The sequence below is a fragment of the Exiguobacterium aurantiacum genome (assembly GCF_001766415.1).
Classification (GTDB): Bacteria; Bacillota; Bacilli; order Exiguobacteriales; family Exiguobacteriaceae; genus Exiguobacterium; species Exiguobacterium aurantiacum_A.
On sequence record NZ_MKXO01000005.1, the window covers coordinates 188,114 to 212,369 of the forward strand.

General features: G+C 50.7%; 25 protein-coding genes and 1 rRNA gene. 18 read left to right on the forward strand and 8 right to left on the reverse strand.

All coding sequences use genetic code 11. The features are described 5' to 3' along the window. Nucleotides 1-6 precede the first annotated feature (6 nt). From BJU60_RS11250 to BJU60_RS11285, 8 genes are all read left to right on the forward strand, one after another. Nucleotides 7-1,185 (forward strand): RtcB family protein, encoded by a 1,179-nt coding sequence (locus tag BJU60_RS11250; protein ID WP_070328948.1) that lies wholly within the window; start codon nucleotides 7-9, stop codon nucleotides 1,183-1,185. A 67-nt stretch (nucleotides 1,186-1,252) separates the two neighbouring features. Continuing rightward, the gene (locus BJU60_RS11255) at nucleotides 1,253-1,567 is read left to right on the forward strand and encodes a YfhH family protein (protein WP_070328949.1); all 315 of its coding nucleotides are present in this window, start codon (nucleotides 1,253-1,255) and stop codon (nucleotides 1,565-1,567) included. After that, complete coding sequence (locus BJU60_RS11260) at nucleotides 1,564-1,833, forward strand: YfhJ family protein (protein ID WP_070328950.1); 270 nt, start codon at nucleotides 1,564-1,566, stop codon at nucleotides 1,831-1,833. The genes BJU60_RS11255 and BJU60_RS11260 overlap by 4 nt, the downstream gene beginning before the upstream one ends. A 163-nt stretch (nucleotides 1,834-1,996) precedes the next feature. Beyond that, on the forward strand, nucleotides 1,997-2,536 hold the full coding sequence (locus BJU60_RS11265) for a helix-turn-helix domain-containing protein (RefSeq protein WP_070328951.1): 540 nt from the start codon (nucleotides 1,997-1,999) through the stop codon (nucleotides 2,534-2,536). A 16-nt stretch (nucleotides 2,537-2,552) separates the two neighbouring features. Further along, nucleotides 2,553-3,659, forward strand: a complete 1,107-nt coding sequence (locus BJU60_RS11270; RefSeq protein ID WP_070328952.1) for an ABC transporter ATP-binding protein — start codon at nucleotides 2,553-2,555, stop codon at nucleotides 3,657-3,659. Next, on the forward strand, nucleotides 3,646-4,467 hold the full coding sequence (locus tag BJU60_RS11275; RefSeq protein WP_070328953.1) for an ABC transporter permease: 822 nt from the start codon (nucleotides 3,646-3,648) through the stop codon (nucleotides 4,465-4,467). The genes BJU60_RS11270 and BJU60_RS11275 overlap by 14 nt, the downstream gene beginning before the upstream one ends. After that, nucleotides 4,464-5,258, forward strand: coding sequence for an ABC transporter permease (locus tag BJU60_RS11280; protein ID WP_070328954.1), 795 nt, complete (start codon nucleotides 4,464-4,466; stop codon nucleotides 5,256-5,258). Before BJU60_RS11275 ends, BJU60_RS11280 begins: the two co-directional genes overlap by 4 nt. Then, nucleotides 5,255-6,325: an ABC transporter substrate-binding protein gene (locus BJU60_RS11285; RefSeq protein ID WP_070328955.1), complete on the forward strand. Its 1,071-nt coding sequence runs from the start codon at nucleotides 5,255-5,257 to the stop codon at nucleotides 6,323-6,325. Before BJU60_RS11280 ends, BJU60_RS11285 begins: the two co-directional genes overlap by 4 nt. Before the next feature lie 50 nt (nucleotides 6,326-6,375). Here the strand turns inward: BJU60_RS11285 and BJU60_RS11290 are convergent, their stop codons facing one another. From BJU60_RS11290 to BJU60_RS11305, 4 genes are all read right to left on the reverse strand, one after another. Beyond that, complete coding sequence (locus BJU60_RS11290) at nucleotides 6,376-7,107, reverse strand: nuclease-related domain-containing protein (protein WP_070328982.1); 732 nt, start codon at nucleotides 7,105-7,107, stop codon at nucleotides 6,376-6,378. Between the two features lie 153 nt (nucleotides 7,108-7,260). Then, nucleotides 7,261-7,620 carry a DUF779 domain-containing protein gene (locus BJU60_RS11295; RefSeq protein ID WP_070328956.1) on the reverse strand — a complete coding sequence of 120 codons (360 nt, stop codon included), beginning with the start codon at nucleotides 7,618-7,620 and terminating at the stop codon, nucleotides 7,261-7,263. Between the two features lies 1 nt (nucleotide 7,621). Further along, a complete protein-coding gene (gene exaC / locus BJU60_RS11300; protein ID WP_070328957.1) occupies nucleotides 7,622-9,142 on the reverse strand; it encodes an acetaldehyde dehydrogenase ExaC in 1,521 nt (506 codons plus the stop codon). A gap of 426 nt (nucleotides 9,143-9,568) precedes the next feature. Then, nucleotides 9,569-10,528 carry a metal-dependent hydrolase gene (locus BJU60_RS11305; RefSeq protein WP_236641229.1) on the reverse strand — a complete coding sequence of 320 codons (960 nt, stop codon included), beginning with the start codon at nucleotides 10,526-10,528 and terminating at the stop codon, nucleotides 9,569-9,571. A 109-nt stretch (nucleotides 10,529-10,637) separates the two neighbouring features. Between BJU60_RS11305 and mutY the strand changes: the two genes are divergently transcribed. The 5 genes from mutY to BJU60_RS11330 all read left to right on the forward strand — a co-directional run bounded on the left by mutY (nucleotide 10,638) and on the right by BJU60_RS11330 (nucleotide 15,739). Beyond that, nucleotides 10,638-11,672, forward strand: a complete 1,035-nt coding sequence (mutY, locus tag BJU60_RS11310) for an A/G-specific adenine glycosylase (RefSeq protein WP_070328959.1) — start codon at nucleotides 10,638-10,640, stop codon at nucleotides 11,670-11,672. After that, nucleotides 11,659-12,084, forward strand: coding sequence for a hypothetical protein (locus tag BJU60_RS11315; RefSeq protein WP_070328960.1), 426 nt, complete (start codon nucleotides 11,659-11,661; stop codon nucleotides 12,082-12,084). Before mutY ends, BJU60_RS11315 begins: the two co-directional genes overlap by 14 nt. 88 nt (nucleotides 12,085-12,172) lie before the next feature. Continuing rightward, nucleotides 12,173-12,715 carry a nucleoside tri-diphosphate phosphatase gene (ntdP, locus tag BJU60_RS11320; protein WP_021067741.1) on the forward strand — a complete coding sequence of 181 codons (543 nt, stop codon included), beginning with the start codon at nucleotides 12,173-12,175 and terminating at the stop codon, nucleotides 12,713-12,715. Between the two features lie 37 nt (nucleotides 12,716-12,752). Then, entirely contained in the window at nucleotides 12,753-14,501 is a 1,749-nt protein-coding gene (locus BJU60_RS11325; RefSeq protein ID WP_070328961.1) for an ABC transporter ATP-binding protein, read from the forward strand. 89 nt (nucleotides 14,502-14,590) lie between these two features. After that, a complete protein-coding gene (locus BJU60_RS11330) occupies nucleotides 14,591-15,739 on the forward strand; it encodes a DUF3238 domain-containing protein (RefSeq protein WP_070328962.1) in 1,149 nt (382 codons plus the stop codon). A 14-nt stretch (nucleotides 15,740-15,753) separates the two neighbouring features. On the opposite strand, the gene BJU60_RS11335 is transcribed toward BJU60_RS11330, so the two are convergent. Continuing rightward, nucleotides 15,754-16,173, reverse strand: coding sequence for a thiol-disulfide oxidoreductase DCC family protein (locus BJU60_RS11335; RefSeq protein WP_070328963.1), 420 nt, complete (start codon nucleotides 16,171-16,173; stop codon nucleotides 15,754-15,756). 53 nt (nucleotides 16,174-16,226) lie between these two features. Further along, a complete protein-coding gene (locus BJU60_RS11340; RefSeq protein WP_070328964.1) occupies nucleotides 16,227-17,459 on the reverse strand; it encodes an MFS transporter in 1,233 nt (410 codons plus the stop codon). A 92-nt stretch (nucleotides 17,460-17,551) separates the two neighbouring features. On the opposite strand from BJU60_RS11340, the gene BJU60_RS11345 reads away from it, so the two are divergent. Then, on the forward strand, nucleotides 17,552-19,189 hold the full coding sequence (locus BJU60_RS11345; RefSeq protein ID WP_070328965.1) for an ABC transporter substrate-binding protein: 1,638 nt from the start codon (nucleotides 17,552-17,554) through the stop codon (nucleotides 19,187-19,189). A gap of 33 nt (nucleotides 19,190-19,222) precedes the next feature. On the opposite strand, the gene BJU60_RS11350 is transcribed toward BJU60_RS11345, so the two are convergent. Further along, entirely contained in the window at nucleotides 19,223-20,521 is a 1,299-nt protein-coding gene (locus BJU60_RS11350) for a glutamate-1-semialdehyde 2,1-aminomutase (RefSeq protein WP_070328966.1), read from the reverse strand. A gap of 193 nt (nucleotides 20,522-20,714) precedes the next feature. Here BJU60_RS11350 and perR point away from each other — a divergent pair, with 193 nt between their 5' ends. After that, on the forward strand, nucleotides 20,715-21,146 hold the full coding sequence (perR, locus tag BJU60_RS11355; protein WP_131441208.1) for a peroxide-responsive transcriptional repressor PerR: 432 nt from the start codon (nucleotides 20,715-20,717) through the stop codon (nucleotides 21,144-21,146). A gap of 27 nt (nucleotides 21,147-21,173) precedes the next feature. On the opposite strand, the gene BJU60_RS11360 is transcribed toward perR, so the two are convergent. Continuing rightward, nucleotides 21,174-21,533: a YgzB family protein gene (locus BJU60_RS11360; protein ID WP_070328968.1), complete on the reverse strand. Its 360-nt coding sequence runs from the start codon at nucleotides 21,531-21,533 to the stop codon at nucleotides 21,174-21,176. Nucleotides 21,534-21,705: 172 nt separating this feature from the next. Here BJU60_RS11360 and BJU60_RS11365 point away from each other — a divergent pair, with 172 nt between their 5' ends. From BJU60_RS11365 to BJU60_RS11375, 3 genes are all read left to right on the forward strand, one after another. Beyond that, nucleotides 21,706-22,572, forward strand: coding sequence for a nucleotidyltransferase-like protein (locus BJU60_RS11365; RefSeq protein ID WP_070328983.1), 867 nt, complete (start codon nucleotides 21,706-21,708; stop codon nucleotides 22,570-22,572). Nucleotides 22,573-22,604: 32 nt separating this feature from the next. Further along, nucleotides 22,605-23,780, forward strand: coding sequence for a PstS family phosphate ABC transporter substrate-binding protein (locus BJU60_RS11370; protein WP_254281694.1), 1,176 nt, complete (start codon nucleotides 22,605-22,607; stop codon nucleotides 23,778-23,780). Between the two features lie 290 nt (nucleotides 23,781-24,070). Next, nucleotides 24,071-24,256, forward strand: a 16S ribosomal RNA gene (locus BJU60_RS11375); the annotation flags it as partial.

Genomic DNA, 24,256 nt, shown 5'->3' on the forward strand with positions numbered 1-24,256 from the left:
GACGTTATGGAGATCATCGGCAAATATAATCAAGCTACAGTCTTCAATGAACGGATTGACGATATGACGCGTGCACAGATTCAAACGCTCGTCGACCAACCGTTCACGGAAGGGGCAGCGATTCGAATCATGCCGGATATGCATGCCGGCAAAGGCTCGGTCGTCGGGACGACGATGACGATTCACGACAAAATCGTACCGAACCTCGTCGGTGTCGATCTCGGGTGTGGCATGCTTTGCACCGAGATCAATGTGAAGCGGATTGACTTTCAAAAACTTGACGATATGATTCGTCAACTTGTTCCGAGTGGGATGAACATCCGGGAGTCGGCGCATTCATACGCGTCAAAGATTCCGCTAGAAGACGTTCGCGCCCCGTATAAGCTAGACCGGGCGTTACGCTCGGTCGGAACACTTGGCTCGGGCAATCATTTCATTGAGGTGAACCGTGATGATCATGGACGGACGTTTCTCGTCATCCATTCGGGTTCACGCCACCTCGGTGTCCAAATTGCAGAACACTATCAGCAGCGAGCGATCCGTCATATGATGGATACGACAGAAGTACAGAATGAGATCGAGCGTTTGAAAGAAACTGGACGCGAAAGTGATATTCAAGCTTATCTCGAGTACGCGAAGGCGGCGAAAGAAGGATTGCGAGACCTCGCTTATATCGAAGGTACAGATATGGACGACTACATGCATGACGTTCGGATTGCCCAACAATACGCGGCAAGTAACCGACTGGCGATGACCGATGTCATCGTCGAAGCGATGAACTGGAACGTCGTCGATCAGTTCGATACGGTGCATAACTATATCGATCACGACGACATGATCCTCAGAAAAGGGGCGATTTCCGCAAAAGCCGGAGAGCGCGTCATCATCCCGATGAACATGCGTGACGGGTCGCTCATCTGTACCGGAAAAGGCAACCCGGACTGGAACTTCTCAGGTCCGCATGGCGCCGGGCGCATCATGTCGCGCTCAGCGGCACGAAAACGCGTCGACTTCAACGAATTTAAAAAATCGATGGAAGGCGTCTGGTCGAGCTCGGTTCGGAAGTCGACAATTGATGAATCACCGTTCGTCTATAAATCGATGAAAGAGATTGTGCGCTATATTGAACCGGCCGTCACGATTGATCAACTGATTAAACCGCTTTATAACTTCAAGGCGAACTGAACATTATTCAGTTTCGCCTTTTTCTTTTACTCGGAAAATCTGATACGCTACAAGTGAGGTGAACGAAATGGAAAAACGGTTGAGTGCGTTATCAAAGTATGAGCTCGAGCAAGAAATTCGTGACTTGCATGAGCGGAAACGAAAAGCCGAACAGATGGGTATGGTGAGTGAGATTGAGGTCGTGCTTCGCCGCATCGCCATCGCGGAGAGTTATTTGATTGATCCGGCATCGTTCAAACCAGGTACGACGTATATCGTCACCTACAATAATCGTCCGTTCCGATTGAAGTTTGTCAACGGCGTCATGGGTTGGGGAACGTTTGAAGGAGAAGCGATGGAACATGCGATCCCGCTCTCTGAGCTATCGGAGGTGCGCGTATGAACCGGTCAGACCAATACAAGCGGTTGGCAGAAATCTTAAGAGACAAGAACGACTTGTTGAATGAAGACGAGGCGTTAACGTGGGTTGAAGTGTTGTGGGAAGATTTTGAGACGACACTCGCCCGCGCTGGTGAACCGTACCCAGGGGAGGCAAAGTCGTTCCAATACGTCGTTCAACAAATCGATGCGTACGGGGCGCAATTACACTTATTTCAAACGAAAAATGAAAAATTCAAACACCTGATTTCGAAACGGGATCTCCACTAAAAAATCACGCGATTCTTGCGTGATTTTTTGCTTGCAAACGTGGTACAGTTGGTTATAATAAAAGTCGCTATTTGTTTGCTTTAGAGTTGAGTATTTATAAACTTTCTTTAGTAAGTATCATGTATCACTAAACTTTCCTTAGAAAGGGAAGGAGGAATACAGTTTGGAAGTCGGTCAAAACATTAAACGACTCCGCGTCAAAAAAGGGTTGACCCAAGAAGAGTTGGCGGAACGTACCGATTTAAGTAAAGGTTATATTTCTCAAATCGAGCGTGATTTGAGTTCTCCTTCGCTTGAGACGCTGTTTGATTTGTTAGAAGTGCTTGGATGTTCGCCTAAAGAGTTTTTCGATGAGGAAATCAATCAAAAAGTCGTCTATACGGAAGACGACCGCACGGTATATGTCGACGAGAATCGGCTGTATCGGACGGAGTGGCTCATCCCAGAATCCAATGAGAAAGAGATGGAACCGATTCTCCTCACGTTCTCAAAACAAGGGGAGTTCAAACGGTACGAGCCGTCACGCGCGGAGACGTTCGTTTACGTACTGTCCGGCCGCGTCGCCCTCAAGCTAGGGAACCACACGTACTTCGCCAAACCGGGCGAGACGTTGTACTACGTCGCTTCAGACGCGCATCAGCTCGTCAACGATTTTGATGGCGCAAGCGAGTGTCTCGTCGTCGCCACACATTCGTATTTATAACAAGGGAGGAAACCAAATGAACCCAGAAACGATCATTCGTTTTGACAACGTGTCGAAGCGGTACGACGATACTGTCGTCTTAGAGAATATTAACTTTGAAATCGAGCGTGGGAAATTCTATACGCTGCTCGGTCCTTCGGGATGCGGAAAGACAACGATTCTGCGGATCATCGCCGGATTCACCGATGCGACAGAAGGTGACATCGAGTTCAACGGGAAGCGGATCAACGACGTGCCGGCGAACAAACGTCAAGTCAACACGGTCTTTCAAGATTACGCCTTGTTCCCGCATTTGAACGTATACGAGAACGTCGCTTTCGGCTTGCGCATCAAGAAGATGAAAGAGGCGGACGTCAAGACGAAAGTCGAACAAGCGCTCAAGTTCGTCAACTTGGAAGGCTACGAATCACGTGAAATCGATGAGATGTCAGGCGGACAACGTCAACGCGTCGCCATCGCCCGTGCCATCGTCAACGAACCGGAAGTCATCTTGCTCGATGAGCCGCTTTCAGCGCTCGACCTCAAACTTCGGACCGAGATGCAGTACGAGTTGCGCGAACTTCAACAGCGTCTCGGCATCACGTTCATCTTCGTTACCCATGATCAAGAAGAAGCGCTCGCCATGTCCGACGAGATTTTCGTCATGAACAACGGGGAGATCGTTCAAAGCGGGACACCGACAGATATTTATGACGAGCCGATCAACCGCTTCGTCGCTGACTTTATCGGGGAGTCGAACATTGTTCCTGGTGTTATGCCGGAAGATCACCTTGTCACGTTTGCCGGGAAAACGTTCGATTGTGTCGACCAAGGGTTTGACCGCAATGAAAAAGTCGAAGTCATCATTCGTCCAGAAGACTTGGAGATGACGTCGGTCGACGCGGCGAAACTCGTCGTCGATGTCGACTCACAACTGTTCCGTGGCGTCCATTACGAGATTTGCTGTTACGACCAAGAAGGCAACGAGTGGCTCGTCCATTCGACGAAGAAATCAGTCGTCGGGTCGAAAATCGGGCTCACGTTCGATGACGAGGCGGTTCACGTCATGCGTCTAGGCGAGACCGAAGAAGAGTTTGACCGTCGTCTCGAATCGTATGAGGAGGTCGCCCATGAATCAAACTAGTCAAACCGCCAAGACGGTCTATTTGACGACGTACTGGATATGGATTGCGCTGTTCGTCATCGCGCCGCTACTCCTGGTCGTCTACTACTCATTTTTTGATATCGAAGGGAACTTGAGTTTAGAGAACTATCAGATGTTCTTCACATCGACTTACTTGACGATGACACTGTCTTCGTTCTGGTATGCGTTTCTCATCACGTCCTTCTCGCTTCTCATCGGGTATCCGACCGCTTATTTATTGACGAGAACGAAACATAAGCAGCTCTGGCTGTTGCTCATCATTTTGCCATCATGGATCAACTTATTACTGAAAGCGTACGCGTTCCTTGGTATCTTTGGAACGTACGGCATCACGAACCAATTTTTAGAGGCGATCGGCATCGGGACGAAACAAATCTTATTCACGGACTTCAGTTTCGTATTCGTTTCGGTTTATATCTTCATCCCGTTCATGATTTTGCCGATCTACAACGCCATCGAGAAGCTGCCACCGTCGCTCGTCTACGCGTCGCGTGACCTCGGTGCCTCGAACTGGACGACGTTCCGTCGCGTCATCTTCCCATTGACGCTCGACGGGGTGAAGTCAGGGATTCAAATCGTCTTCATTCCGGCGTTGTCGCTCTTCATGATCACGCGCCTCATTGCCGGAAACCGTGTCATCACGCTCGGGACGGCGATCGAACAACAATTTCTCGTCACGCAAAACTGGGGCATGGGGTCAACAATCGCTGTATTCTTGATTTTGGCGATGGTACTCGTCATGGTCATCACACGTGACTGGGGCGCGAAAGGGGCGGTGCGTCGATGAAGAAGAAAAAATTCAAGTTAGCGAATTTGTATTTGATTGCGGTGTTCTTTATTCTGTACGCACCAATCCTCTATCTAGTGTTTTACTCGTTTAACAGTGGAGGAACGATGAGTAACTTTGAAGGGTTCACCCTCGAGTGGTATAAATCGCTGTTCACAGATACCCGTTTGCTCGTCATCGTCTTGAACACGATCGTCATTGCGCTCTTGTCGGCGACCATCTCGACCGTGCTCGGTGTCATCGGGGCGCTTGCCATTTATACGGCACGTCAACGGTTCACGAAGACGTCGCTCTTATCGCTCAACAACGTCTTGATCGTCAGCCCGGACGTCATCATCGGAGCGTCGTTCCTCATTTTGTTCACGATGCTCGGCATTCAGCTCGGGTTCTATTCGGTGCTCTTGGCGCACATCGCGTTCTCGGTTCCGATCGTGGTCATTTTAGTGTTACCGAAACTTCAAGAGATGAGCCCGACACTGATCGATGCGTCGCGTGACCTTGGAGCGAGCTCGTGGGACGTGCTCACGAAAGTCATCTTGCCGTATATCACGCCAGGTATCTTCGCAGGGTTCTTCACGGCGCTGACGTATTCACTCGATGACTTTGCGGTGACGTTCTTCGTCACGGGTAACGGCTTCACGACACTTGCCGTCGAGGTCTACTCACGGGCACGCCAAGGGATCTCACTTGAGATCAACGCGTTGTCGACGCTCTTGTTCGTGTTCACGCTCATACTCGTCCTCGGTTATTACGTACTCGCACAACGGAGTGCGAAGGAGGTAAGACGATGAAAAAACTAGTCATCATGTTGACAGTGCCGCTTCTCGTCAGTTTTGGTTTGTTGGTTTGGGTGTATCAAATCAACATGGCCCAAGGGTTTGGCGGCGATAACACACTCGTTGTCTACAACTGGGGTGATTATATCGATGAAGATTTGATCGGCGAATTCGAAGAAGAGACCGGACTCAAAGTCATCTACCAAACGTTCGACTCGAACGAGGCGATGCTGACGAAGATCCAGCAAGGCGGTACCGCGTTTGATATCGCCGTCCCGTCCGATTATGCGATCAGTAAGATGATCGAAGACGATCTGCTCTTGCCGATCGATTACGACAAACTCGAAAATTTCGATAACATCGACCCACGCTTCCTCGACAAGTCGTTCGACCCTGACAACACGTACTCGGTCCCTTACTTCTGGGGTACGGTCGGGATCGTCTACAATCCTGAACTCGTCGACGGTGAGATCACATCATGGAACGACTTGTGGGACATGCCGCTCGAGAATGATATTTTGCTGGCGGACGGGACACGAGAAGTGATGGGCTTCGGTCTTAACTCGCTCGGCTATTCGCTCAACACGACGGACCGTGATGAACTGCTCGAGGCAGAAGCGAAGCTCGAAACGCTTTGGCCGAACATTAAAGCGATTGTCGGTGATGAGATCAAAATGCTCATGGCCAATCGTGAAGCAGCCGCAGCCGTCGTCTGGTCGGGTGACGCTTCTGAGATCATGTACGAGAACGACGAGTTGACGTACGTGATCCCGGAAGAGGGGACGAATCTTTGGTTCGATAACCTCGTCATCCCGAGCACGTCGAAAAACATTGAAGGGGCACATCAATTTATCGACTTCATGCTCGATGCTGAAATCGCGGCACGAAATACCGATTACGTCGGGTATTCGACACCGAACGAAGCAGCACTTGAATTTTTAGATGAAGAAGTCACATCGGACGAACGGTTCTATCCGTCTAAAGACGTGACAGATGAGCTTGAAGTGTACGAAAACCTAGGCAAACGCATGAACGCGTATTACAACGAGTTGTACTTGCGCTTCAAAATGCAGAGTAAATAAAGTAAGTCCCGCTCAAACGTTGAGCGGGACTTTTTAGGCTGATTCTTATATTAACCGATTGGAGATTTTGTCTGCCTGATGGCGTCGATGTGCGCTTCCTTGACCTCGATGCTCGCGTTCATATAAGGAAGGAGTCGTTCATACACTTCAATCCGTTCAGCTGCCGTCAATCGAGGTTCACGAGAGGCCATCATTTGCTTCGCCCATATTTTTCGATTCAACACAGGAACGCTAGACGACTCAACCCGCTTCAACGTAGAGCGATCACTGAAGACAATCCAGGAGTGTAAATAGCTTCGATCGAGATGTAGTAGCTGTTCGATTGCCCGCATATGGAGCTCGTTTTGCTTAATCGGATTGTAGAATTTAAACTTCTTTCGATTGGATAAAGCCTGTGTCCACTGTCGATCTTGTTCCCGTCCGAAGATCCAACCGCTATAATTTTTGGACTCGATGACGTGAACACCGCTCTCGTCGATGAACACCACATCGACTTCTGTCGTCCGGTCACGTTTTGTTGGATGAGGCAAATACAGGTTCGTCAAGATGAGCGGGGCGAGCCGGCGCGCCTCAAGTTCAGCAACACAGCGGTACTCTCCATATAATCCGATATCTTGCACGACTTTGATGTAGCGATGACCAGTCTGAGCAAAATATTGACTTTGTTTATACCGTTTTACTTTTGTGTACACGATTGTCCCACAAATTAAAAAAAGCGGGACAGCAAAACTGAGTAAGGAGATTAATACACTTCCAAGTACTTCGTTTAATAATTGGCTCATCATCATTCTCCCTTCTTATCTACGTTCACTATACAAGATGACGAGAAACGATTGAGTGATTTTTGGGGATTATTGGAAATAAGAAATTGAAAAGTACACGGTGAATCACAAAAAAGACCAACCATCTGTTAAGATGACTGGTCAAAAAAACAATCAAGACTGTTGCAACTCGGCACGCTCCTCGTCTGTGAATACGCGGGAACGGCTCAAAAACCGTTTCCCTTCGACGCCTTCGACCGAGAACATGCCGCCCCGGCCGTCGACGACGTCGATGATGAGCTGGGTGTGCTTCCAATACTCGTACTGCTTCTCGTGGATATAGAACGGACAGCCGCCGATCTCTCCGAGCAGGACGTCGTGATCGCCAATCATGAACTCATCTTGCGGGAAGCACATCGGTGAGCTCCCGTCACAGCAACCGCCCGACTGGTGGAACAGGAGCGGACCGTGTTTCGCAAGCAACTGCTCGAGGAGCGCGAGCGTGGCGGGGGTGGCCTCGACGCGACGCACCATCTTAAAAGAACCCGAGTTTTTGTTCGCTGTAGCTGACGAGCATATTTTTCGTACGTTGGTAATGGTTGAGCATCATCTTATGATTTTCACGTCCGATCCCAGACATTTTGTAACCGCCGAACGCGGCATGGGCCGGATACTGATGGTAACAGTTGATCCAAACACGACCCGCTTGAATCTCACGGCCGAACCGATAAGCCCGGTTCATATCGCGTGTCCAGACGCCGGCGCCGAGACCATAGAGCGTATCGTTCGCGATGGCGAGCGCGTCCGCGTCGTCCTTGAACGTCGTCACCGACAAGACTGGACCAAAGATTTCTTCTTGGAAGATGCGCATCTTGTTGTGACCTTTAAAGATGGTCGGTTGAACGTAATAGCCGTCGGCGAGGTCACCGTCCATCATGTTGCGCTCACCGCCGATCAAACATTCGGCTCCTTCGGCTTTTCCGATCTCAAGATACGATAAAACCTTCTCCAGCTGTTCATTTGATGCTTGAGCACCCATCATAACGTCAGGGTCGAGCGGGTTGCCGAGCTTGATCGCTTTGACGCGCTCGAGGACGCGTGCCATAAACGGCTCATAAATCGACTCGTGGATGAGGGCGCGCGATGGACACGTGCACACTTCGCCTTGGTTTAACGCGAACATGACGAGCCCTTCGATCGCTTTGTCAAAGAAATCATCGTCCGCATCCATAATGTCGGCGAAGAAGATATTCGGTGACTTGCCCCCGAGTTCGAGCGTCACCGGGATGATGTTTTGCGACGCGTATTGCATGATCAATCGGCCCGTCGTCGTTTCGCCAGTGAACGCGACTTTGTCGACACGGTTACTTGAGGCGAGCGGCTTCCCGGCCTCGAGTCCGAAGCCATTGACGATGTTGAGCACGCCTGGCGGCAGCAAGTCTTCAATCAGCTCCATCAGTACCATAATCGAGGCCGGTGTCTGTTCGGCCGGTTTTAAGACGATGCAGTTGCCGGCGGCGAGTGCCGGTGCGACTTTCCAGATTGCCATCAAAATCGGGAAGTTCCATGGGATGATTTGAGCGACGACGCCGAGCGGTTCCGCGAAGTGATAGGCGACCGTGTCGTTGTCGAGCTCGCTGATGCCGCCTTCTTGCGAGCGGATGACACCGGCGAAATAGCGGAAGTGATCGATCGCGAGCGGCAGGTCGGCGTTCAACGTCTCACGGACGGCTTTTCCATTCTCCCACGTCTCCGCGTAAGCGAGCATCTCAAGGTTTTCTTCCATTCGGTCGGCAATCTTGTTTAAAATGACCGAGCGTTCGGTGACCGATGTTTTGCCCCAGGCGCCTTTGGCGGCATGGGCCGCGTCCAGTGCCAGCTCGATATCTTCTTTCGTCGACCGAGCGACCTCGCATAACACTTTACCATTTACCGGAGAGGTGTTCTCAAAATAGTCTCCCCCTGAAGGTGCTGTCCACTTTCCGTTGATGTAGTTCTCATAGCGGTCCTTGAACTGGACTTTCGTGCCTGCAGAGTTCGGTACTTCATAAATCATGATCGTTCCTCCCTTTTCCGTAAAGTATAGGGGCTCTATGTATGCGCTTACATTTTGTAGTAAGCCAATAGCTCCCTTTTTCATCCTAACGGGTTGTAGTGATAAAAGTCAAAATTTTTTGACAATAATTTGACACAATTCTGTCAGGATGTTTTGAAGCCAAGATTTGCCGTAAACAGAGTATCGTGGAATCAGTTTCAAATCGAAGGAGTGGACGCACTCACGGCAAAAACATATTAGGTCGACCCGGCACAAAGCTTAATCACGTTTATCGAGTTTGCGGTTAATGCGAACGGGCAGCCTGACGAGTTCGTTTTGACCGGTAACTTGACGATTCGGGGGACGACGCGCGAGGAGACGTTCGAATCCAAGCTCCAATTCAAGGAGTCTGAAGCATAAGAAAAAGTCGCTCGTGAGAGCGACTTTTTACTGTTCATAGACAAGTTTCTTTTGTAAGCTTTCTTCGCTGAACACCCAACCGGTGAACGAAGACAAGACTTCGTTCGACTCTTCGTCGACGATGACGACAGCGACGAACGGGTAGATGTCTTTCGAGAAGTAGCGCAAGTTTGTGAACCGGTACTCGATCATGCCGTTATGACGTGTGACCGTGTATGTGTGAATTTTTGAAAATGCCAAGAACGACTGCAAGTCTGCATTTTTACGTGCTTCGACGAAATGCAGGTCGTCTTCGCCAGGCATCGCCTTGTCACGGAAGCGACCACATTCGATGACTTCACCTTTTTTCACTTTGACCGCACCGAGTCCGTTGCGGAAACGAACGGCGACGTGCCAGTCGTCCCAACCAATACCTGGTGAGATAAAGAGCTCATGGGCACCGGCGAAGTGACGGGCGACCGTTGCGAGCGCACGGTTACGTAGTTTGAACTGAATCGCATAGTAACTGATGACGAGCGCAATGAGCAGTGCAAAAATCGGGACAGTTGCCCCTGTGATAAGCCATAATACATATGCTCCGTAATAAGCAGAGAACAAGTAGGGGTCAAACGTTCCGATGACGCCCCAGCCAATCCATTTCTTTGAGAAAGGTTGCAGGGCTTGCGTCCCGTAAGCGTTGAACAAGTCGACGGTGACGTGTAACAATACCGCGATTTGTGCCATGACCCATAATGAAGCAGGGTTGACGCCAAGTACCATACCGATGATGGCACTGACGATGATCGGCCAAGCAAGAAGTGCGGTGATTCCGTGTGAAAGACCGCGGTGCTGGCGTAAATACGTGCTGTTTCCTTTAAGTTTGAAGACGGTGTCAAAGTCTGGCGCATGCGAACCGACAAGAGCGGTAGCCGTCATAGCCAAGAACATTTGCGAGTCGCCTGCTACTTCCGGGCTAAGTGTCGCAAGGGCGCTTAAACCAAGGCCCATTCCAATGTGTGTCGCAGTATCCAATGTGCTTCAGCACCTCCGTTAATAAAGAAACGACGTTCAATGATCGCTACCATCATACAATATTTTTAAAACGAGGGGAAACAAAATGCTCGATATTGATAAATTGTTCACAAATTATACTATTCGTCAGTTCAATGAAAATTTACTCACCTGGTTCAATCGTGAAAAACGCGATTTGCCGTGGCGACACGGGAAAAATCCGTACCGGGTGTGGGTGAGCGAAGTCATGCTCCAACAGACGCGCGTCGATACCGTCATCCCTTATTACAACCGATTCATGGACCGCTTCCCGACGATCGAGGACTTAGCAGAGGCTCATCCCGACGAGGTCGTCAAATATTGGGAAGGGCTTGGATATTACTCACGCGTTCGTAACCTCCATCAAGCGGTAAAAGAAGTCGTCTCTACGTATGACGGCGTCGTACCGGAGGAAAAAGAACTGTTTGAAAAATTGAAAGGGGTCGGTCCGTATACGACCGGAGCCGTGCTCTCGATCGCCTACAATCAGCCCGAGCCTGCCGTCGACGGGAACGTCATGCGCGTCATGGCCCGCCAGTTTGGCATCTATGAAGATATCGCCGTACCAAAGACGCGGAAGATTTTTGATCAAGTCATTCGGCGCCTGATGGACCCGGAGCATGCCTCCGATTTTAATGAAGCTGTCATGGAGCTCGGTGCGACCGTCTGTACCCCGAAAAATCCGATGTGCTCGCTCTGTCCAGTCCAAGACGAATGTTACGCCTATGCGCATCACGTCCAGGATGAACTTCCGGTCAAGACGAAAAAAGGCGCGGCCCGGATCGAGATGTTCGATGCCCTCTACTGTAAACGTGACGGTCGCATCGCCTACGTTCAGCGGCCCGATACAGGTCTGCTCGCGGGAATGTGGCAATACCCGCTTACAGATCGTGGAACGGGGGAACAGTTAAACGGAACCTATATTGGACAAGTGAAACACGTGTTTTCACACATCATCTGGTACGTCGATTTATATGAGGTCGAAACGTTGCCGGACGAGGAGTGGATTTGGCTCGCCGGGGACGAGCGGGATGTGTTGACCGTGTCGGTTGCCCAACAAAAACTAGAACGATTGGTAGGGGATAGAAATGAGACAGTTTGACGTCGAAACGCCGTTCGACACTTCCGTCGAGGCATTGTGGGAATTGTTGCAAGACGCGTCGCTTTTATCTGAACTGACGACGTTTCCAGAAGTGACGCTCGTCGGAAATGGCGCGTCCGTAGAAGGTAATCGAATCCATCTCCGTGTCGGTGTCGGACCGGTCACGCTGCCGTGGATCAGTGCGATCACGTTAGCGGGGCGGCACGCATTTTGTGACCAAGGTGTGACTTTGCCGTTCCCGTTTAAACGCTTTTGCCACGTTCACAGTGTGAAAGAAGTCGATGGGAAGGCCGTCATGGTCGATGAAGTGACGTTCGATAGTTACTTACCCGAAGCGATTGTCGAGCAGTTTATTCTCCGCCCGATGTTCGCAGGACGAGCCGTCGCCTTCCAAAAAGCACTAAATTCGTGAAAATAAGAGATTTCCTTTTTCATTGGTTCTGAAAGTCGCTATAATTAAAAATGAGAATGTACAGCATCATAGCGGAAAGGAGGAGCTTATGAGCTTATTTCCCAAAGCAGGTAGCAAGATCGAGATACAGAGCTACAAGCACAACGGGACTTTGCATCGCGTTTGGGAAGAAACGCTCGTCCTTCAATCGTCAAAAACGGATATGATTGGGTTCAACGACCGCATTATGGTCAGTGAATCAGACGGCCGGCAATGGAGAACAAGAGAGCCGGCAATTTGCTACTTTTCATCTGAGTTTTGGTTTAATGTCATCTGTATGATTCGCGAAGACGGGATTTACTATTACTGTAATCTAGGTTCGCCGACAACGTTCGATGGGGCAGAACGAGCCATCAAGTACATTGACTACGATTTAGATATTAAAGTGTTCCCGGATATGTCGTACACGATTTTAGATGAGGATGAATATGAGCGGCATCGTCGCGAAATGAATTATCCGAAAGCGATTGATCGAATCTTGAAACAGAACGTTCAAGAACTTATCAACTGGATTCGAGGACGGAAAGGGCCGTTCAACCCAACATTCGTCGATGAATGGTATCGCGAATACGAAGCACGTTACCGGAGATGAGTACTCATCTCCGCTTTTTTTCTTGAAGGAGGGCTCTATGGGAAGTGTTAGACGCTATTTACAGTTTGTAAAACCATATAAAAAACAAATTGCTTTGACGATTTTCGTCGGGATCTTGAAATTCTCAATCCCTCTCGGATTGCCGCTACTTTATAGACATGTGATCGATAAATATTTGACGGAGCCGGACCCGGCGGCGGATTACACTGAGCTCGTTTGGTTGTTCAGCATCGTCTTCTTCATCTTCCTCGTCTTGAAGCCGCCGATCGAGTATTTGCGGCAATATTTAGCGCAATGGGCCGCAACACGAATTTTGTTCGACGTTCGGAACCGATTGTTCGATCACGTGCAAAAGCTATCGCTTCGTTACTATTCGAACAATAAGACCGGGCAAATCATCTCGCGTATCATTAACGATGTCGAGCAGACGAAAGACTTTGTCATCACGGGACTCATGAACATTTGGCTCGATATGGTCACGATTTTGATCGCCATCGCCATCATGTATACGATCGACCCGCAACTGACGCTCATCGCTATCTTGCCGCTCCCGTTTTATGCGATCGCCGTCCGCTACTTCTATGGACGCTTGCGCCGCCTCACCCGGGAACGCTCGGCCGCGCTCGCTGATCTTCAAGGCCATTTGACCGAACGTGTCAACGGTATGGCCGTCATCCGCAGTTTCGCGCTCGAGCCGTATGAGAACAAGGCGTTTGAACAACAGAACGGTGGCTTCTTGAAAGCCGCACTTCGCCATACAGGTTGGAATGCGAAGACGTACGTCGTCGTTTCGACAATCACGGACATCGCGCCAATCTTGATCTTTACGTCGGCTTCTTGGCTCGTCTTACAAGACGACGTCTCGCTCGGGACGCTCGTCGCCTTCATCGCTTATATCGACCGCCTCTACGCACCGCTCGGCCGTCTCGTCAACTCGGCGACGACGCTCACGCAGTCGGTCGCGTCGATGGACCGGGTCTTTGAATTTCTCGATGAGCCGTATGATATCGAACAGAAACGCGATGCGTTCGTGCCGGTGCAGACGGCCGGGGATATCGAACTCGACCGTGTCGGCTTTGCCTATGAGAAAGAAGGGACGCGTGCTTTGCATGACGTCAGCCTGCACATCCGGTCCGGGGAACGGATCGCCTTCGTCGGCATGTCCGGCGGCGGGAAATCGACGCTCGTCAGTTTGATTCCACGCTTTTATGACGTGACGGACGGCAGTATCAAAATCGACGGCGTCGATGTCCGTGACTTTAAACTCCGGGCCCTTCGCGACCAAATCGGCATGGTCATGCAAGATTCGGTTCTCTTCAGTGAGTCGGTCGCCATGAACATCCGGATGGGGAATCCGGAAGCGACGGACGATGCCGTCATCGCCGCTGCGAAAGCGGCCAACGCCCACGAGTTCATCATGAACTTGCAGGACGGTTACAACACGCCGGTCGGCGAAAAAGGCGTGAAGCTGTCGGGGGGACAGAAGCAACGTCTTGCCATCGCCCGCGTCTTCCTCAAACACCCGCCGATCATCATTCTCGATGAGGCGACGAGTGCGCTCGACCTCGAGAGTGAGTCGATGATCCAAGATTCGCTCGCAAGATTGACGAAAGGACGGACGACGCTCATCGTCGCCCACCGCCTATCAACGATCACCGACGCCGATAAAATTGTCGTCGTCGACAACGGTCGAATCATGGAAGCGGGAACGCATGAAGAATTGATGCGTCGCCGTGGCGCTTACTATGATTTGTATATGATCCAAGACTTAGCTGTCGTGGAGTGAGGCTTCGAGTTCAACTCGAAGTCTTTTTTTGTTTTCCGTATCTAGTAGACGGGAATGAAGAAACGACATGCCAAAAGGGGGATGACACGATGATGAATGGGGAAGGATTGATCAATGTCCGTCCGCTCAACGACGGGTTAGAGTTAACGTGGTCGTTTGATGGGAAAGTGCGCGTCACACGCAACGGGAAGTACGTGTATGAGGGGACGGATCAGCATTATGTCGACCGGGAGACGAGCGTTGGGGAGCAAGTCGCTTACCGTATCTCGGACGAGTTTGGCGAAGTGGCAAAACTGTATACTGCGGCTGTTAATCCAAATGACGACTTGTATTGGAATCGTCATCTGACGTCGGCGGTCGTGGCGCCGAGCGGAACGTATTTACAGTGGGACCCGATCGCGGACGTCGACACGTATGCGGTATATCGTGAAGGACGCCGTATCGCGGAAATCGTCGGGAGCGGATACATCGACGAGACACCGCTCGAACAACCGACGCTCTATGAAGTTCGGGCTTTGCGTCCGGTCAAGCGGGATGATAAACCGGGGACCCGTCTCGTGCATATGGTCGGAAAAGCGATGTCGCTCGCGAAAGAGATGAAGTCGGATACGAGGCGTGACAAGGAGCTCTACACGATGTATTTCCTCGTCAGTCCGACACGTCCGGACGTAGCCACGGTCGATGGCATTAACCTGCGTGTCCAGACGTTCATTCGTCCCCCGATGATTAAAAACCCGAACCTGATGTCACCGCATCCGTATTTTGAAGGGGACGGACGACCGTATAACGTCCATGCGACCGAATATCGGACCCGGACGGAAGTGAAAGTCGAGGGGTTGACCGATATTCCGATTATCTCGTTAAAAAAAGATGCGAATGTGACCCGTGGTTATACGAAGCATCACCGATTGACGGGTGAAGACGTCGCCTCGGTCGACCGCGTGTACGTAGAAGATGTCGACATCGAGCGGGGGAAGGTTGCATTTCGTTTGCAACACTCGGTAGGTAATCCGCTCGTCGTGGCGCCGGATATTAAATACACCATCGTCACGGCACTTAAAAACAGTGCGACGTTCAAACTGTCCGGAAGTCACACCCAGTCGCCGCATCATGAAGTGTACGTTCAGGTCGGCGATGCGCCATGGATGACGATCCACCGGGCGGACGACCTCGGGGTCAGCTTTATGGGTAATCCGATGCCAGAGTGCCACTGGACGTACTTGACATGCATGGACTAAAAAAACCAGCCGGCTCATTGATGAGTCGGCTGGTTTAATGTTTGGTCGATAAAGCGACTCCGTTCTTCCGGGGTCGGCAGTTTGCACGTCTCTTTTTGACCGAACCAGCGATAGCGGTTGTTCGCGATGATGTCGTAACCGAAATCACGAAGCGGTTTAGGGACGAGTCGGACGAAGCGAAGCATCCGCCAGTTCCCGTCCAATCCTCCGGCGATTCGGGTCGCCGCGTCCGATTTCAAATAGGGGACGCCGTCTTTGATCAAAACGATGCTGTCGACCGTATCCGGGATACGATGACGTTTTCGGATTGCTTGTCCGGCCTCGCCTTGAAGTGAGGCGAAATGGAAGTTTCCTGTTGAATCACGATTTAAGATGAACTGCACACTGGCGTCACAAAAGTTGCAGTCTCCGTCGAATAAGACAATGGCTGGCATAGGGAGCGCCTCCTTCTCTCCTGACTTTATCCGTTCGAACGAATGCTCAAACGTCAAGCGGCGAGCTGACGGGCAGGCTCCATCTTGTAGAGCGAGACGTAATAAAGGTAACCTCCAAGGGCGCCGAATAAGAACATGTAGCCGCTCATGAATACCGGCCCGATGAACGCGCCGACGACGATGCCGGCTGCGGCGACAAGTTTCGCCCCGTGGAACGTCAAGCCTCCGAAGGCGAGGTATGAGGCCCGTCGAGTCGGGTCGATCAAGTCGATTTGTTTCACTTGTCGAATCGGCGAATAGAGCAACTCCCCAATGGTGAAGACGATGGCGAGGACGGCAAGCGTGATGAACGAGTTCATTGACGTAATCGCGGCATATGCCGTCACGTATAAGGATAAGCCGATGAAGAAGATATACTTTTCCCGGTAGCGTTTCACGAAAGCGGTGACCGCGAACGTGATGGCGACGACGAGCAACGTGTTCTCAAGCTGCATGAACGCCATCATGCGTACACCGTCAAACGGGACGCCGACGATCGACCGTTCTGTGAACGATTCGGCCAAATGGACACCGATATAGTTTGCCATATGGAACTCGGTCGAGAAGACGAGCATACTACCGAGGACGAACAGCATCCAACGACGGTCACTGAGTGCGATTCGATAGTTTTGATACACGCCGACGAGCGGGTTAGCAGACGTCGAACGATTTCCTTTATAGCTATCAACGAGAAAACGTTGCAAGACGAGCGTCGTGATCGTCAACACGAGCGTCATCCCGACGAATAGTCCGAAACGATAATCTCGATAAAAAGCACCTCCGAGCATGACGCCGCCGGCAATCGCCAAATTGACGAGCCAGTAGTCATACACGTAAATCGCTTTACGGTTCGACTCTTCCATCGAATCGATGACGATGGCTTCGAGAGCAGGGTAGTTCAATCCGTTCGCGACGGCGTGACCGAAGTAAAGCACGGCGACGACGAGCGCCCAGTTATTCGACGGATGAATGGCGACCGTCATCCCCATAAAACAAAGGATTTGGACGATCTGACCGATTTGAAGCACGTGCTTGCGGTTGAAACGGTCTGAGAAGTACCCGCCAAACAAGCCGGTAACGTAGCCGACGACAACAAACGACGTCATGATGATTCCAGCGACGATTTTGCCGAGTTCTTCGGAAAAATATAAAGCCATGAATGGAAAGATAGCCGAGCCGACGATACGGATGAAAAAGCCGCAGACGAGTCGGAGTCGAACATTTAATGGGAAATCTTTGAATTTCATGCGAGCACCTCCTTGTCACTACTTTAAACGTGGACTACACTTGGTAAAAAGAGACAAATGATTTTTAGATGTCCACTTTTAGGGGGAACGACATGAATGCGAAGCTGGTGGCGATTTATCGTCGTGCGTTGGAACAGAACAAAGTGGAACTGACGCTACGGGAAGCGGTCGATACGGTCGGCTATAGCGAGAAACAAGTGAAACGGGATATGAAGGCGTGGGAAACGTTCGGGTGGGTGGAGTATCGGCCGGGGAAAGGACGAGGCCATGAATCGGTGCTCCGCTTTCAGCCGGAGTTTGACCGAACCCTGAGAGTTTGGATCGATGAGTCTTTCGTTCAGGCCTCGATGGCCGATGCGGCCAAGTGGTTGGAATGGGACTGGCCACCCGCCTTGCGAGAAGTGATTCAAGCACTTATTTGGAGCCGTTTTGGTTTTGAGCAGACTGAAGAAGACCGGTTCATTTTTCCGCGGACGAGAGCGCTTGAATCGCTCGATCCGCTCGATATCCACATCGCGATGGAGGCGTCTTTGTCACGGCACGTCTTCGACCGCCTGTTCGAATGGGACGGGACGACTGTCCAGCCCTCGCTCGCCCACTATATAGAGGAGATGCCGTTCGGATTTCGTTGCTATATCCGCAAAGGGGTAACGTTTCATAACGGGGTGACGCTATCGGCCAAGGACATCGTCTACTCGTTGAATCGGTTATTGGATCATGGCAAACAAGTATGGCTGTTCGCACCGATCGAACGGGTCGAGTCCAAAGCATCGTACGTCATCGATTTACATACGAAAGCACATATGGCCTATATCGAACGACTTCTCGCCCAAACCCCGGCCTCGATCACGTATCAAGGGGCCGAAGGGGTCGTGGGGACGGGGCCGTTCAAGCTGGAGCAGACGTCGGAGGAAGTCGTACGTTTAAGGGCGTTCGAGCGCGGGCTCCGGCCGAGACCGTCTTTGGATGTGGTTGAATTCGTCACGTTTTCCGAAACGGATTATGCGAAATGGAGCACCCGTGACGACCATAGCCTCGTGAAGTGGATCGCCGAGGCGGGAGCACGCTATCTCGTGTTCAACATGAGGCAGTCCTGGTTGAAGGACGATGCGCCGGCGCGTCGTGCGATTCAACGAGCGATTCAAAAAGAGGCGTTTGTGGAGATGGGAGGAGAGCGCCACCAAGTAGCACACGGATTTTTTCCGGAGACGAGTCGTCCCGTTCACGTGCCCGGGGAGGGAACGGTTTGTCAGCGTCCGCTCCGGCTGTTGCACTTGCCGTTTGAAGTGGCGGCGCAAGACGCGGCGCTCGTGGCTACACAGTTGCGGACGGCCGGGTTTACCGTCGAGACTGAGACGTATACGATTGGGTCTTTGTTACAAGATGAGACGCTTTGCCGTGCCGATTTGATTTTATGCGGAGAGATGATGAGTGAAGATCTCGATTTGGCGTTCCTAGCCTTTTTGACGAGTGAACTGTCGCTTGTCGGCAAATTGCTCGCGAATGAAGTGGAACTCCGGGCGATGATGGACCGCTATCAACAAACTGACATGAGCGCTTGGTCGATGCTGCATCGCGAAGTCGAACGCTATTTGACTGAGGAGGCCCTCGTCATCCCGCTGTATCATGTCGCTCGTGAGCGCCGCTTTCCGAGTTTCTTTGGAGATGTGCCGCTCGATGTGTTCGGTCACCCGCGATATGATCAATTGTGGATTCGTCCGTCCGTATGAACATAAAAGGAGATGCCGCGGCATCTCCTTGTTTTATAGCTGTGCGAACGCGCGATTTACTGCGACAATCGTCTCATCGATATCTTGTTCCGTATGTTCCGTCGTCAAGAACCACGCCTCATATTTAGAAGGGGCCAAGTTGACACCGTTCTCAAGCATCAATTTGAAGAAGCGGCCGAATACTTCGCCGTCCGACTTCTCGGCTCCTTCGTAGTCCGTGACGATCTCGTCCGTGAAGTAGACGGTGAGCGCGCCTTTTAGGCGGTTAAGCGTGATCGTGACGCCGTGAGTTTTCGCGGCTTCACGGATCCCTGCTTCGAGACGTGCGCCTAACGAATCTAATGTTTCATAGACGCCCGGTTGCTCGAGCACTTCGAGGCAAGCGAGTCCGGTCGCCATCGAGGCGGGGTTTCCGGCCATCGTCCCGGCTTGGTAAGCGGGTCCGAGCGGTGCGACCGTCTCCATGATTTCTGCTTTCCCGCCGTATGCTCCGATTGGAAGTCCACCACCGATGATTTTACCGAGCGCCGTCATGTCTGGCTCGATGTTGTACACTTGTTGGGCACTTCCGTACGTGAACCGGAACGCTGTGATGACTTCGTCGTAAATGACGAGCGCGCCGTGTTCATGGGTGATCTCGTTGATGGCTTGCAAGAAGCCGGGTTTTGGCTCAACGATCCCGAAGTTTCCGACGATCGGTTCGACGAGAACGCAAGCGACTTGATCGCCCCATTCGTTCATCATCGCCCGGTACGACTCGACGTCGTTGAACGGGACGGTGATAACTTCTTTCGCCGTGGCGCGGGTCACACCGGCTGAGTCGGGTGAGCCGAGCGTCGCCGGTCCGCTTCCCGCCGCAATCAGCATCAAGTCGGAATGGCCATGGTAGCAGCCGCTGAACTTGACGACGAGTTCGCGTCCGGTATAGGCACGGGCGACACGGATTGTCGTCATGACGGCCTCGGTCCCGGAATTGGTGAAGCGGACTTTGTCCATCGATGGGATCGCCGCTTTTAGTTTCTTGGCGAAGTCGACCTCAAGCGCGTGAGGCGTCCCGTAAAGAAGCCCTTTTGAGGACGCTTCGATGAGGGCGTTGTGGATATGGGGATGGGCATGGCCGGTAACGATTGGTCCATATGCGGCCAAGTAATCGATATAGCGGTTGCCGTCCACATCATAAAAATAAGCACCTTCGCCGCGCTCCATATAAACCGGGGCACCGCCGCCGACCGCTTTGAACGAACGTGAGGGACTGTTGACACCCCCGACGATATGCGTCAATGCGTCTTCATATAGTACGTCTGAAATTTTACGATTTGATGATGTTGTCATATGTATTGCCTCCTTTTACAAATTCGCAATTATTGTATCACAGCCGTCAACCGCATAAGCTCAACGTTTGACGAAGGGTTTAGAAATCAGTACACTATTTATAAAGATTACTATGTAAGAAATAGGTTAATTCTAAACAGACACTTCGCATAAATTCTAATAGAAGAAATGAGGGATTGACGTGGGAAGCGAAATGCTTGACCATGCTGTTCAGTCGCTCCGAGAACATGGAGTCAGAATGACGCCTCAGCGACAGGCGATTTTGGAGTACCTCGTCACGGAGCACAGTCACCCGACAGCGGATGACATTTATAAGGCACTTTCGGATAGGTTCCCGAACATGAGTGTCGCCACCGTCTATAACAACTTACGTGTCTTTAAAGATATCGGACTTGTTCAAGAGATGAATTATGGTGACGCTTCGAGCCGTTTCGATTTTGTGACATCACGTCACTATCACATTATCTGTGATGCGTGCGGGAAAGTCGTCGACTTTAACTATCCTGTCCTTGACGAGATTGAAGCCGTCGCTTCTCAATTGACAGGTTTCAAAGTGGATCGCCACCGCCTCGAAGTATACGGGACGTGCCCGGCTTGCCAAACTGAACAAGCGCATAAACATTAAAAACATCCTCAGGCTGAGGATGTTTTTTTAGTCGTTCTGGTGTGATTGACGTTTGTTATACTTCTCATCGAAGTCTTTGCCTTCGAGCGATTGATCGATCGTCAACGGTTCATCGCAATGCATACATAGATCGACACGTCCGAGCATCTTTGTTTCTTTCTCACAGTTCGGACAAGTGACGATGATTGCTTTCGTCGACGCCATGCCGACGATGAAGTAAAGCGCCGAGCTCGACAGTACCATCACGAAACCGAGCAACATGAAAATAATCATCAGCCACGCGATGCTTTTGGCAAGTAGTCCGAGATACATGACCCCAATCCCAGCGAACACGAGCAGCAAAGCCAGGTTTCTGGCGCGGTTGATTTTATTCCCCCGTTTTTTCATACATAATCCCTCCATGTCTGTCTTTACTATAGCTCATCTGCTCGAAGCTGAGAAGTTCGTACAATCGGTGGCAGGAGAATTTTAAAAGAAGGCGAATCATTTTTGTATCAGATTAGATAATCGTGTGAACCGATTGACGTTTACTAATTAGAAAGAAGGTATCAAGGTGACGATGGAATATGCGACTCGAACAATTTATTCAGAATATGCAGCCTTGAAAACAACGCTTGGCATCATTGAAGTGAAGAAGAAACGGCCGCGCGATCCATTAACAGATCAATCGGATCGATTGTTGATTGTGATTGAAGCGAAGGAAGAACCATTTTGGACAGTGAAACACTATCAAGTCGGACAAGAAAAAATCGTTCTTCATATAGTCAGTGATTCGATGATGGATCGTTGGATTCTAATGAACGAGAACCGGCGTGCCATCCATTGGATCGAAGACGGCATGGTGCTGTTCGAACGAAATGAGTTTTTGCTCGAGCTCAGGCAACGGTTGCGCAATTTCTCGAACGAGGAACAACGACTGCAACTCTCGCTCGCGTTCGCCAAGCTGCTTAGACGTTTCGAAGATGGGCGCGGACTGTTCTTACAGGAAGAGCATCAAGATGCGTTCACCCAAATCCACCATGCGCTCACGCATTTGGCGCGGCTCTCCATCCTGGAGGCAGGAATCCACCCAGAGATTGTATTATGGAAGCAAGTCCGTAAACTCGACCTAGAAGTGTATAAGCTTCACGACGAACTCGTGAACGGGCACGAATCACTCGAACAACGTATTCACCTGGTCATCATCGGCATGGAGCATTTAATTCAATCTAAAGTCTTGCCGGGTACGTTGTTACTTTTGCAGGCGATGCAACAACGTGACGAACCATGGTCGTTCTCGGAGTTGATGGAGCACCCGAACTTACAAGAGTTAAAAGTCGACCTCGGCAGCATCGTCGGCTTCTTAGTCCGGAAAGGTTACGTTCGGGCAGTGACACGTCCGACAAAAGGAGTAGGCGTCGAAGCGGTCGCTTATGAAATTGCTTAACTATATAGAAGAGAATGGGGAAACTGAATCGAATGAAGGTTACTAAATTTCTGCTCGGCAGCGTGTTTATTATATTTACGGCTGGATTCTTATCAATTGTGACAGGATTGTTTGCGATGGGCGATCCTCTCGGAAGTGAGCGGCCGATCATTTGGACGATTTGGTACGTGGTCGTTCTCTTGATTGTTATTATGGCGCTATATGACTTTTCATCGTTATCGAAAGGACAACTCAAACGTATCGCTTTAATTGGAACGGTTGTCGGGATTGTTTTCTTTAGTTCCGTGAAAGGATATTACGTGTATACGGCGGGATTACGGATTGAAGAACGTGGCGTCTCGTTGCGTGACTATCAACCGTTCAAGCCTAAGTCTGATTTGGCTGAACTCGATAAGCCTTCAACATTTGAGATTGGAACAAACATTCCCCGACTAGACGGCGCGACGGCGCTGTATCCGATGTATGCTGCATTCGTCGAGGCGGTTTATCCTGAAGCGGATTATAACCCCGATAGCCCTGAAGTCAGCTCGGTCGTCTCGACGACGACAGGTACAGCGTATGAGCGATTGGTTAAAGGGAAAACGGATATCATCTTTGTAGCCGGACCGTCCGATCAACAGTTGGCAGTAGCTGAGCGACAAGGAGTAGAGTTTCAGATGACACCGATCGGCCGTGAGGCGTTCGTCTTTTTTGTACATGAAGACAATCCGGTCGACTCGCTCGAATTGGAACAAATTCAAAACATCTATGCAGGGGACATTACGAGTTGGGATGAAGTCGGTGGTAAAAAAGATTCGATTCGAGCGTTCCAACGGCCAGAAGACAGCGGGAGCCAAACGGCTTTGCAGCGTTTGATGGGGGACACAAAGCTTATGGACGCCCCGGTCGAGGATGTCCCGGAAGGAATGGGTGGCATCATCGAACAGACGGCTTCCTATCAAAACCATAAAAATGCCATCGGATTCTCGTTCCGCTTTTATGCAACGGAGATGGTAGATGAACATGCGATTAAATTGTTACGGGTCGATGATGTCGCGCCTACGGTCGAGACGATCGGGGACGGGACGTACCCGATCACATCCGAGTTTTATGCGGTCACGACGACCGACAAATACGAGCAATATAAGCCGTTCATCGAATGGCTGACGTCTGAAGAAGGACAGTCACTTGTTGAAAAGACAGGATACGTGCCACTGGCTACAAATTGATTGGGATTGGGTCTCTAAATACAGAGATCCAATCTTTTTTTATTTTCTTGTTATTTTTTATTGACGCGGTGGTAAATAGGCATTATAGTTATAAACGTTGTCACGGCAAATGATTATTCCAGAAAAACAATTTGTGAAAAAAGTTGTTGACTTTTAATCAGGAAACGTGATAAATTAATTGAGTCGCCAAGCGCGACAGACGAACTTTGAAAACTGAACGATGAGGCAAAAAAGTTTTACAAGTTTTGATTGAAGCGCAAGCTTCGTCATTTTCAAGAGCTATATCAAATTCTTTGGAGAGTTTGATCCTGGCTCAGGACGAACGCTGGCGGCGTGCCTAATACATGCAAGTCGAGCGCAGGAAATCGACGGAACCCTTCGGGGGGAAGTCGACGGAATGAGCGGCGGACGGGTGAGTAACACGTAAAGAACCTGCCCTCAGGTCTGGGATAACCACGAGAAATCGGGGCTAATAC

What these genes read in the sequence shown, in the direction of transcription:
- BJU60_RS11250 (WP_070328948.1), top strand. Translation starts at nt 7, where the DNA reads ATGGAGATCATCGGCAAATATAATCAAGCTACAGTCTTCAATGAACGG.
- BJU60_RS11255 (WP_070328949.1), top strand. Translation starts at nt 1,253, where the DNA reads ATGGAAAAACGGTTGAGTGCGTTATCAAAGTATGAGCTCGAGCAAGAA.
- BJU60_RS11260 (WP_070328950.1), top strand. Translation starts at nt 1,564, where the DNA reads ATGAACCGGTCAGACCAATACAAGCGGTTGGCAGAAATCTTAAGAGAC.
- BJU60_RS11270 (WP_070328952.1), top strand. Translation starts at nt 2,553, where the DNA reads ATGAACCCAGAAACGATCATTCGTTTTGACAACGTGTCGAAGCGGTAC.
- BJU60_RS11275 (WP_070328953.1), top strand. Translation starts at nt 3,646, where the DNA reads ATGAATCAAACTAGTCAAACCGCCAAGACGGTCTATTTGACGACGTAC.
- BJU60_RS11280 (WP_070328954.1), top strand. Translation starts at nt 4,464, where the DNA reads ATGAAGAAGAAAAAATTCAAGTTAGCGAATTTGTATTTGATTGCGGTG.
- BJU60_RS11285 (WP_070328955.1), top strand. Translation starts at nt 5,255, where the DNA reads ATGAAAAAACTAGTCATCATGTTGACAGTGCCGCTTCTCGTCAGTTTT.
- BJU60_RS11290 (WP_070328982.1), bottom strand. Translation starts at nt 7,107, where the DNA reads ATGAGCCAATTATTAAACGAAGTACTTGGAAGTGTATTAATCTCCTTA.
- BJU60_RS11295 (WP_070328956.1), bottom strand. Translation starts at nt 7,620, where the DNA reads ATGGTGCGTCGCGTCGAGGCCACCCCCGCCACGCTCGCGCTCCTCGAG.
- exaC (WP_070328957.1), bottom strand. Translation starts at nt 9,142, where the DNA reads ATGATTTATGAAGTACCGAACTCTGCAGGCACGAAAGTCCAGTTCAAG.
- BJU60_RS11305 (WP_236641229.1), bottom strand. Translation starts at nt 10,528, where the DNA reads ATGGGCCTTGGTTTAAGCGCCCTTGCGACACTTAGCCCGGAAGTAGCA.
- mutY (WP_070328959.1), top strand. Translation starts at nt 10,638, where the DNA reads ATGCTCGATATTGATAAATTGTTCACAAATTATACTATTCGTCAGTTC.
- BJU60_RS11315 (WP_070328960.1), top strand. Translation starts at nt 11,659, where the DNA reads ATGAGACAGTTTGACGTCGAAACGCCGTTCGACACTTCCGTCGAGGCA.
- ntdP (WP_021067741.1), top strand. Translation starts at nt 12,173, where the DNA reads ATGAGCTTATTTCCCAAAGCAGGTAGCAAGATCGAGATACAGAGCTAC.
- BJU60_RS11325 (WP_070328961.1), top strand. Translation starts at nt 12,753, where the DNA reads ATGGGAAGTGTTAGACGCTATTTACAGTTTGTAAAACCATATAAAAAA.
- BJU60_RS11330 (WP_070328962.1), top strand. Translation starts at nt 14,591, where the DNA reads ATGATGAATGGGGAAGGATTGATCAATGTCCGTCCGCTCAACGACGGG.
- BJU60_RS11335 (WP_070328963.1), bottom strand. Translation starts at nt 16,173, where the DNA reads ATGCCAGCCATTGTCTTATTCGACGGAGACTGCAACTTTTGTGACGCC.
- BJU60_RS11340 (WP_070328964.1), bottom strand. Translation starts at nt 17,459, where the DNA reads ATGAAATTCAAAGATTTCCCATTAAATGTTCGACTCCGACTCGTCTGC.
- BJU60_RS11345 (WP_070328965.1), top strand. Translation starts at nt 17,552, where the DNA reads ATGAATGCGAAGCTGGTGGCGATTTATCGTCGTGCGTTGGAACAGAAC.
- BJU60_RS11350 (WP_070328966.1), bottom strand. Translation starts at nt 20,521, where the DNA reads ATGACAACATCATCAAATCGTAAAATTTCAGACGTACTATATGAAGAC.
- perR (WP_131441208.1), top strand. Translation starts at nt 20,715, where the DNA reads ATGCTTGACCATGCTGTTCAGTCGCTCCGAGAACATGGAGTCAGAATG.
- BJU60_RS11360 (WP_070328968.1), bottom strand. Translation starts at nt 21,533, where the DNA reads ATGAAAAAACGGGGGAATAAAATCAACCGCGCCAGAAACCTGGCTTTG.
- BJU60_RS11365 (WP_070328983.1), top strand. Translation starts at nt 21,706, where the DNA reads ATGGAATATGCGACTCGAACAATTTATTCAGAATATGCAGCCTTGAAA.
- BJU60_RS11370 (WP_254281694.1), top strand. Translation starts at nt 22,605, where the DNA reads ATGAAGGTTACTAAATTTCTGCTCGGCAGCGTGTTTATTATATTTACG.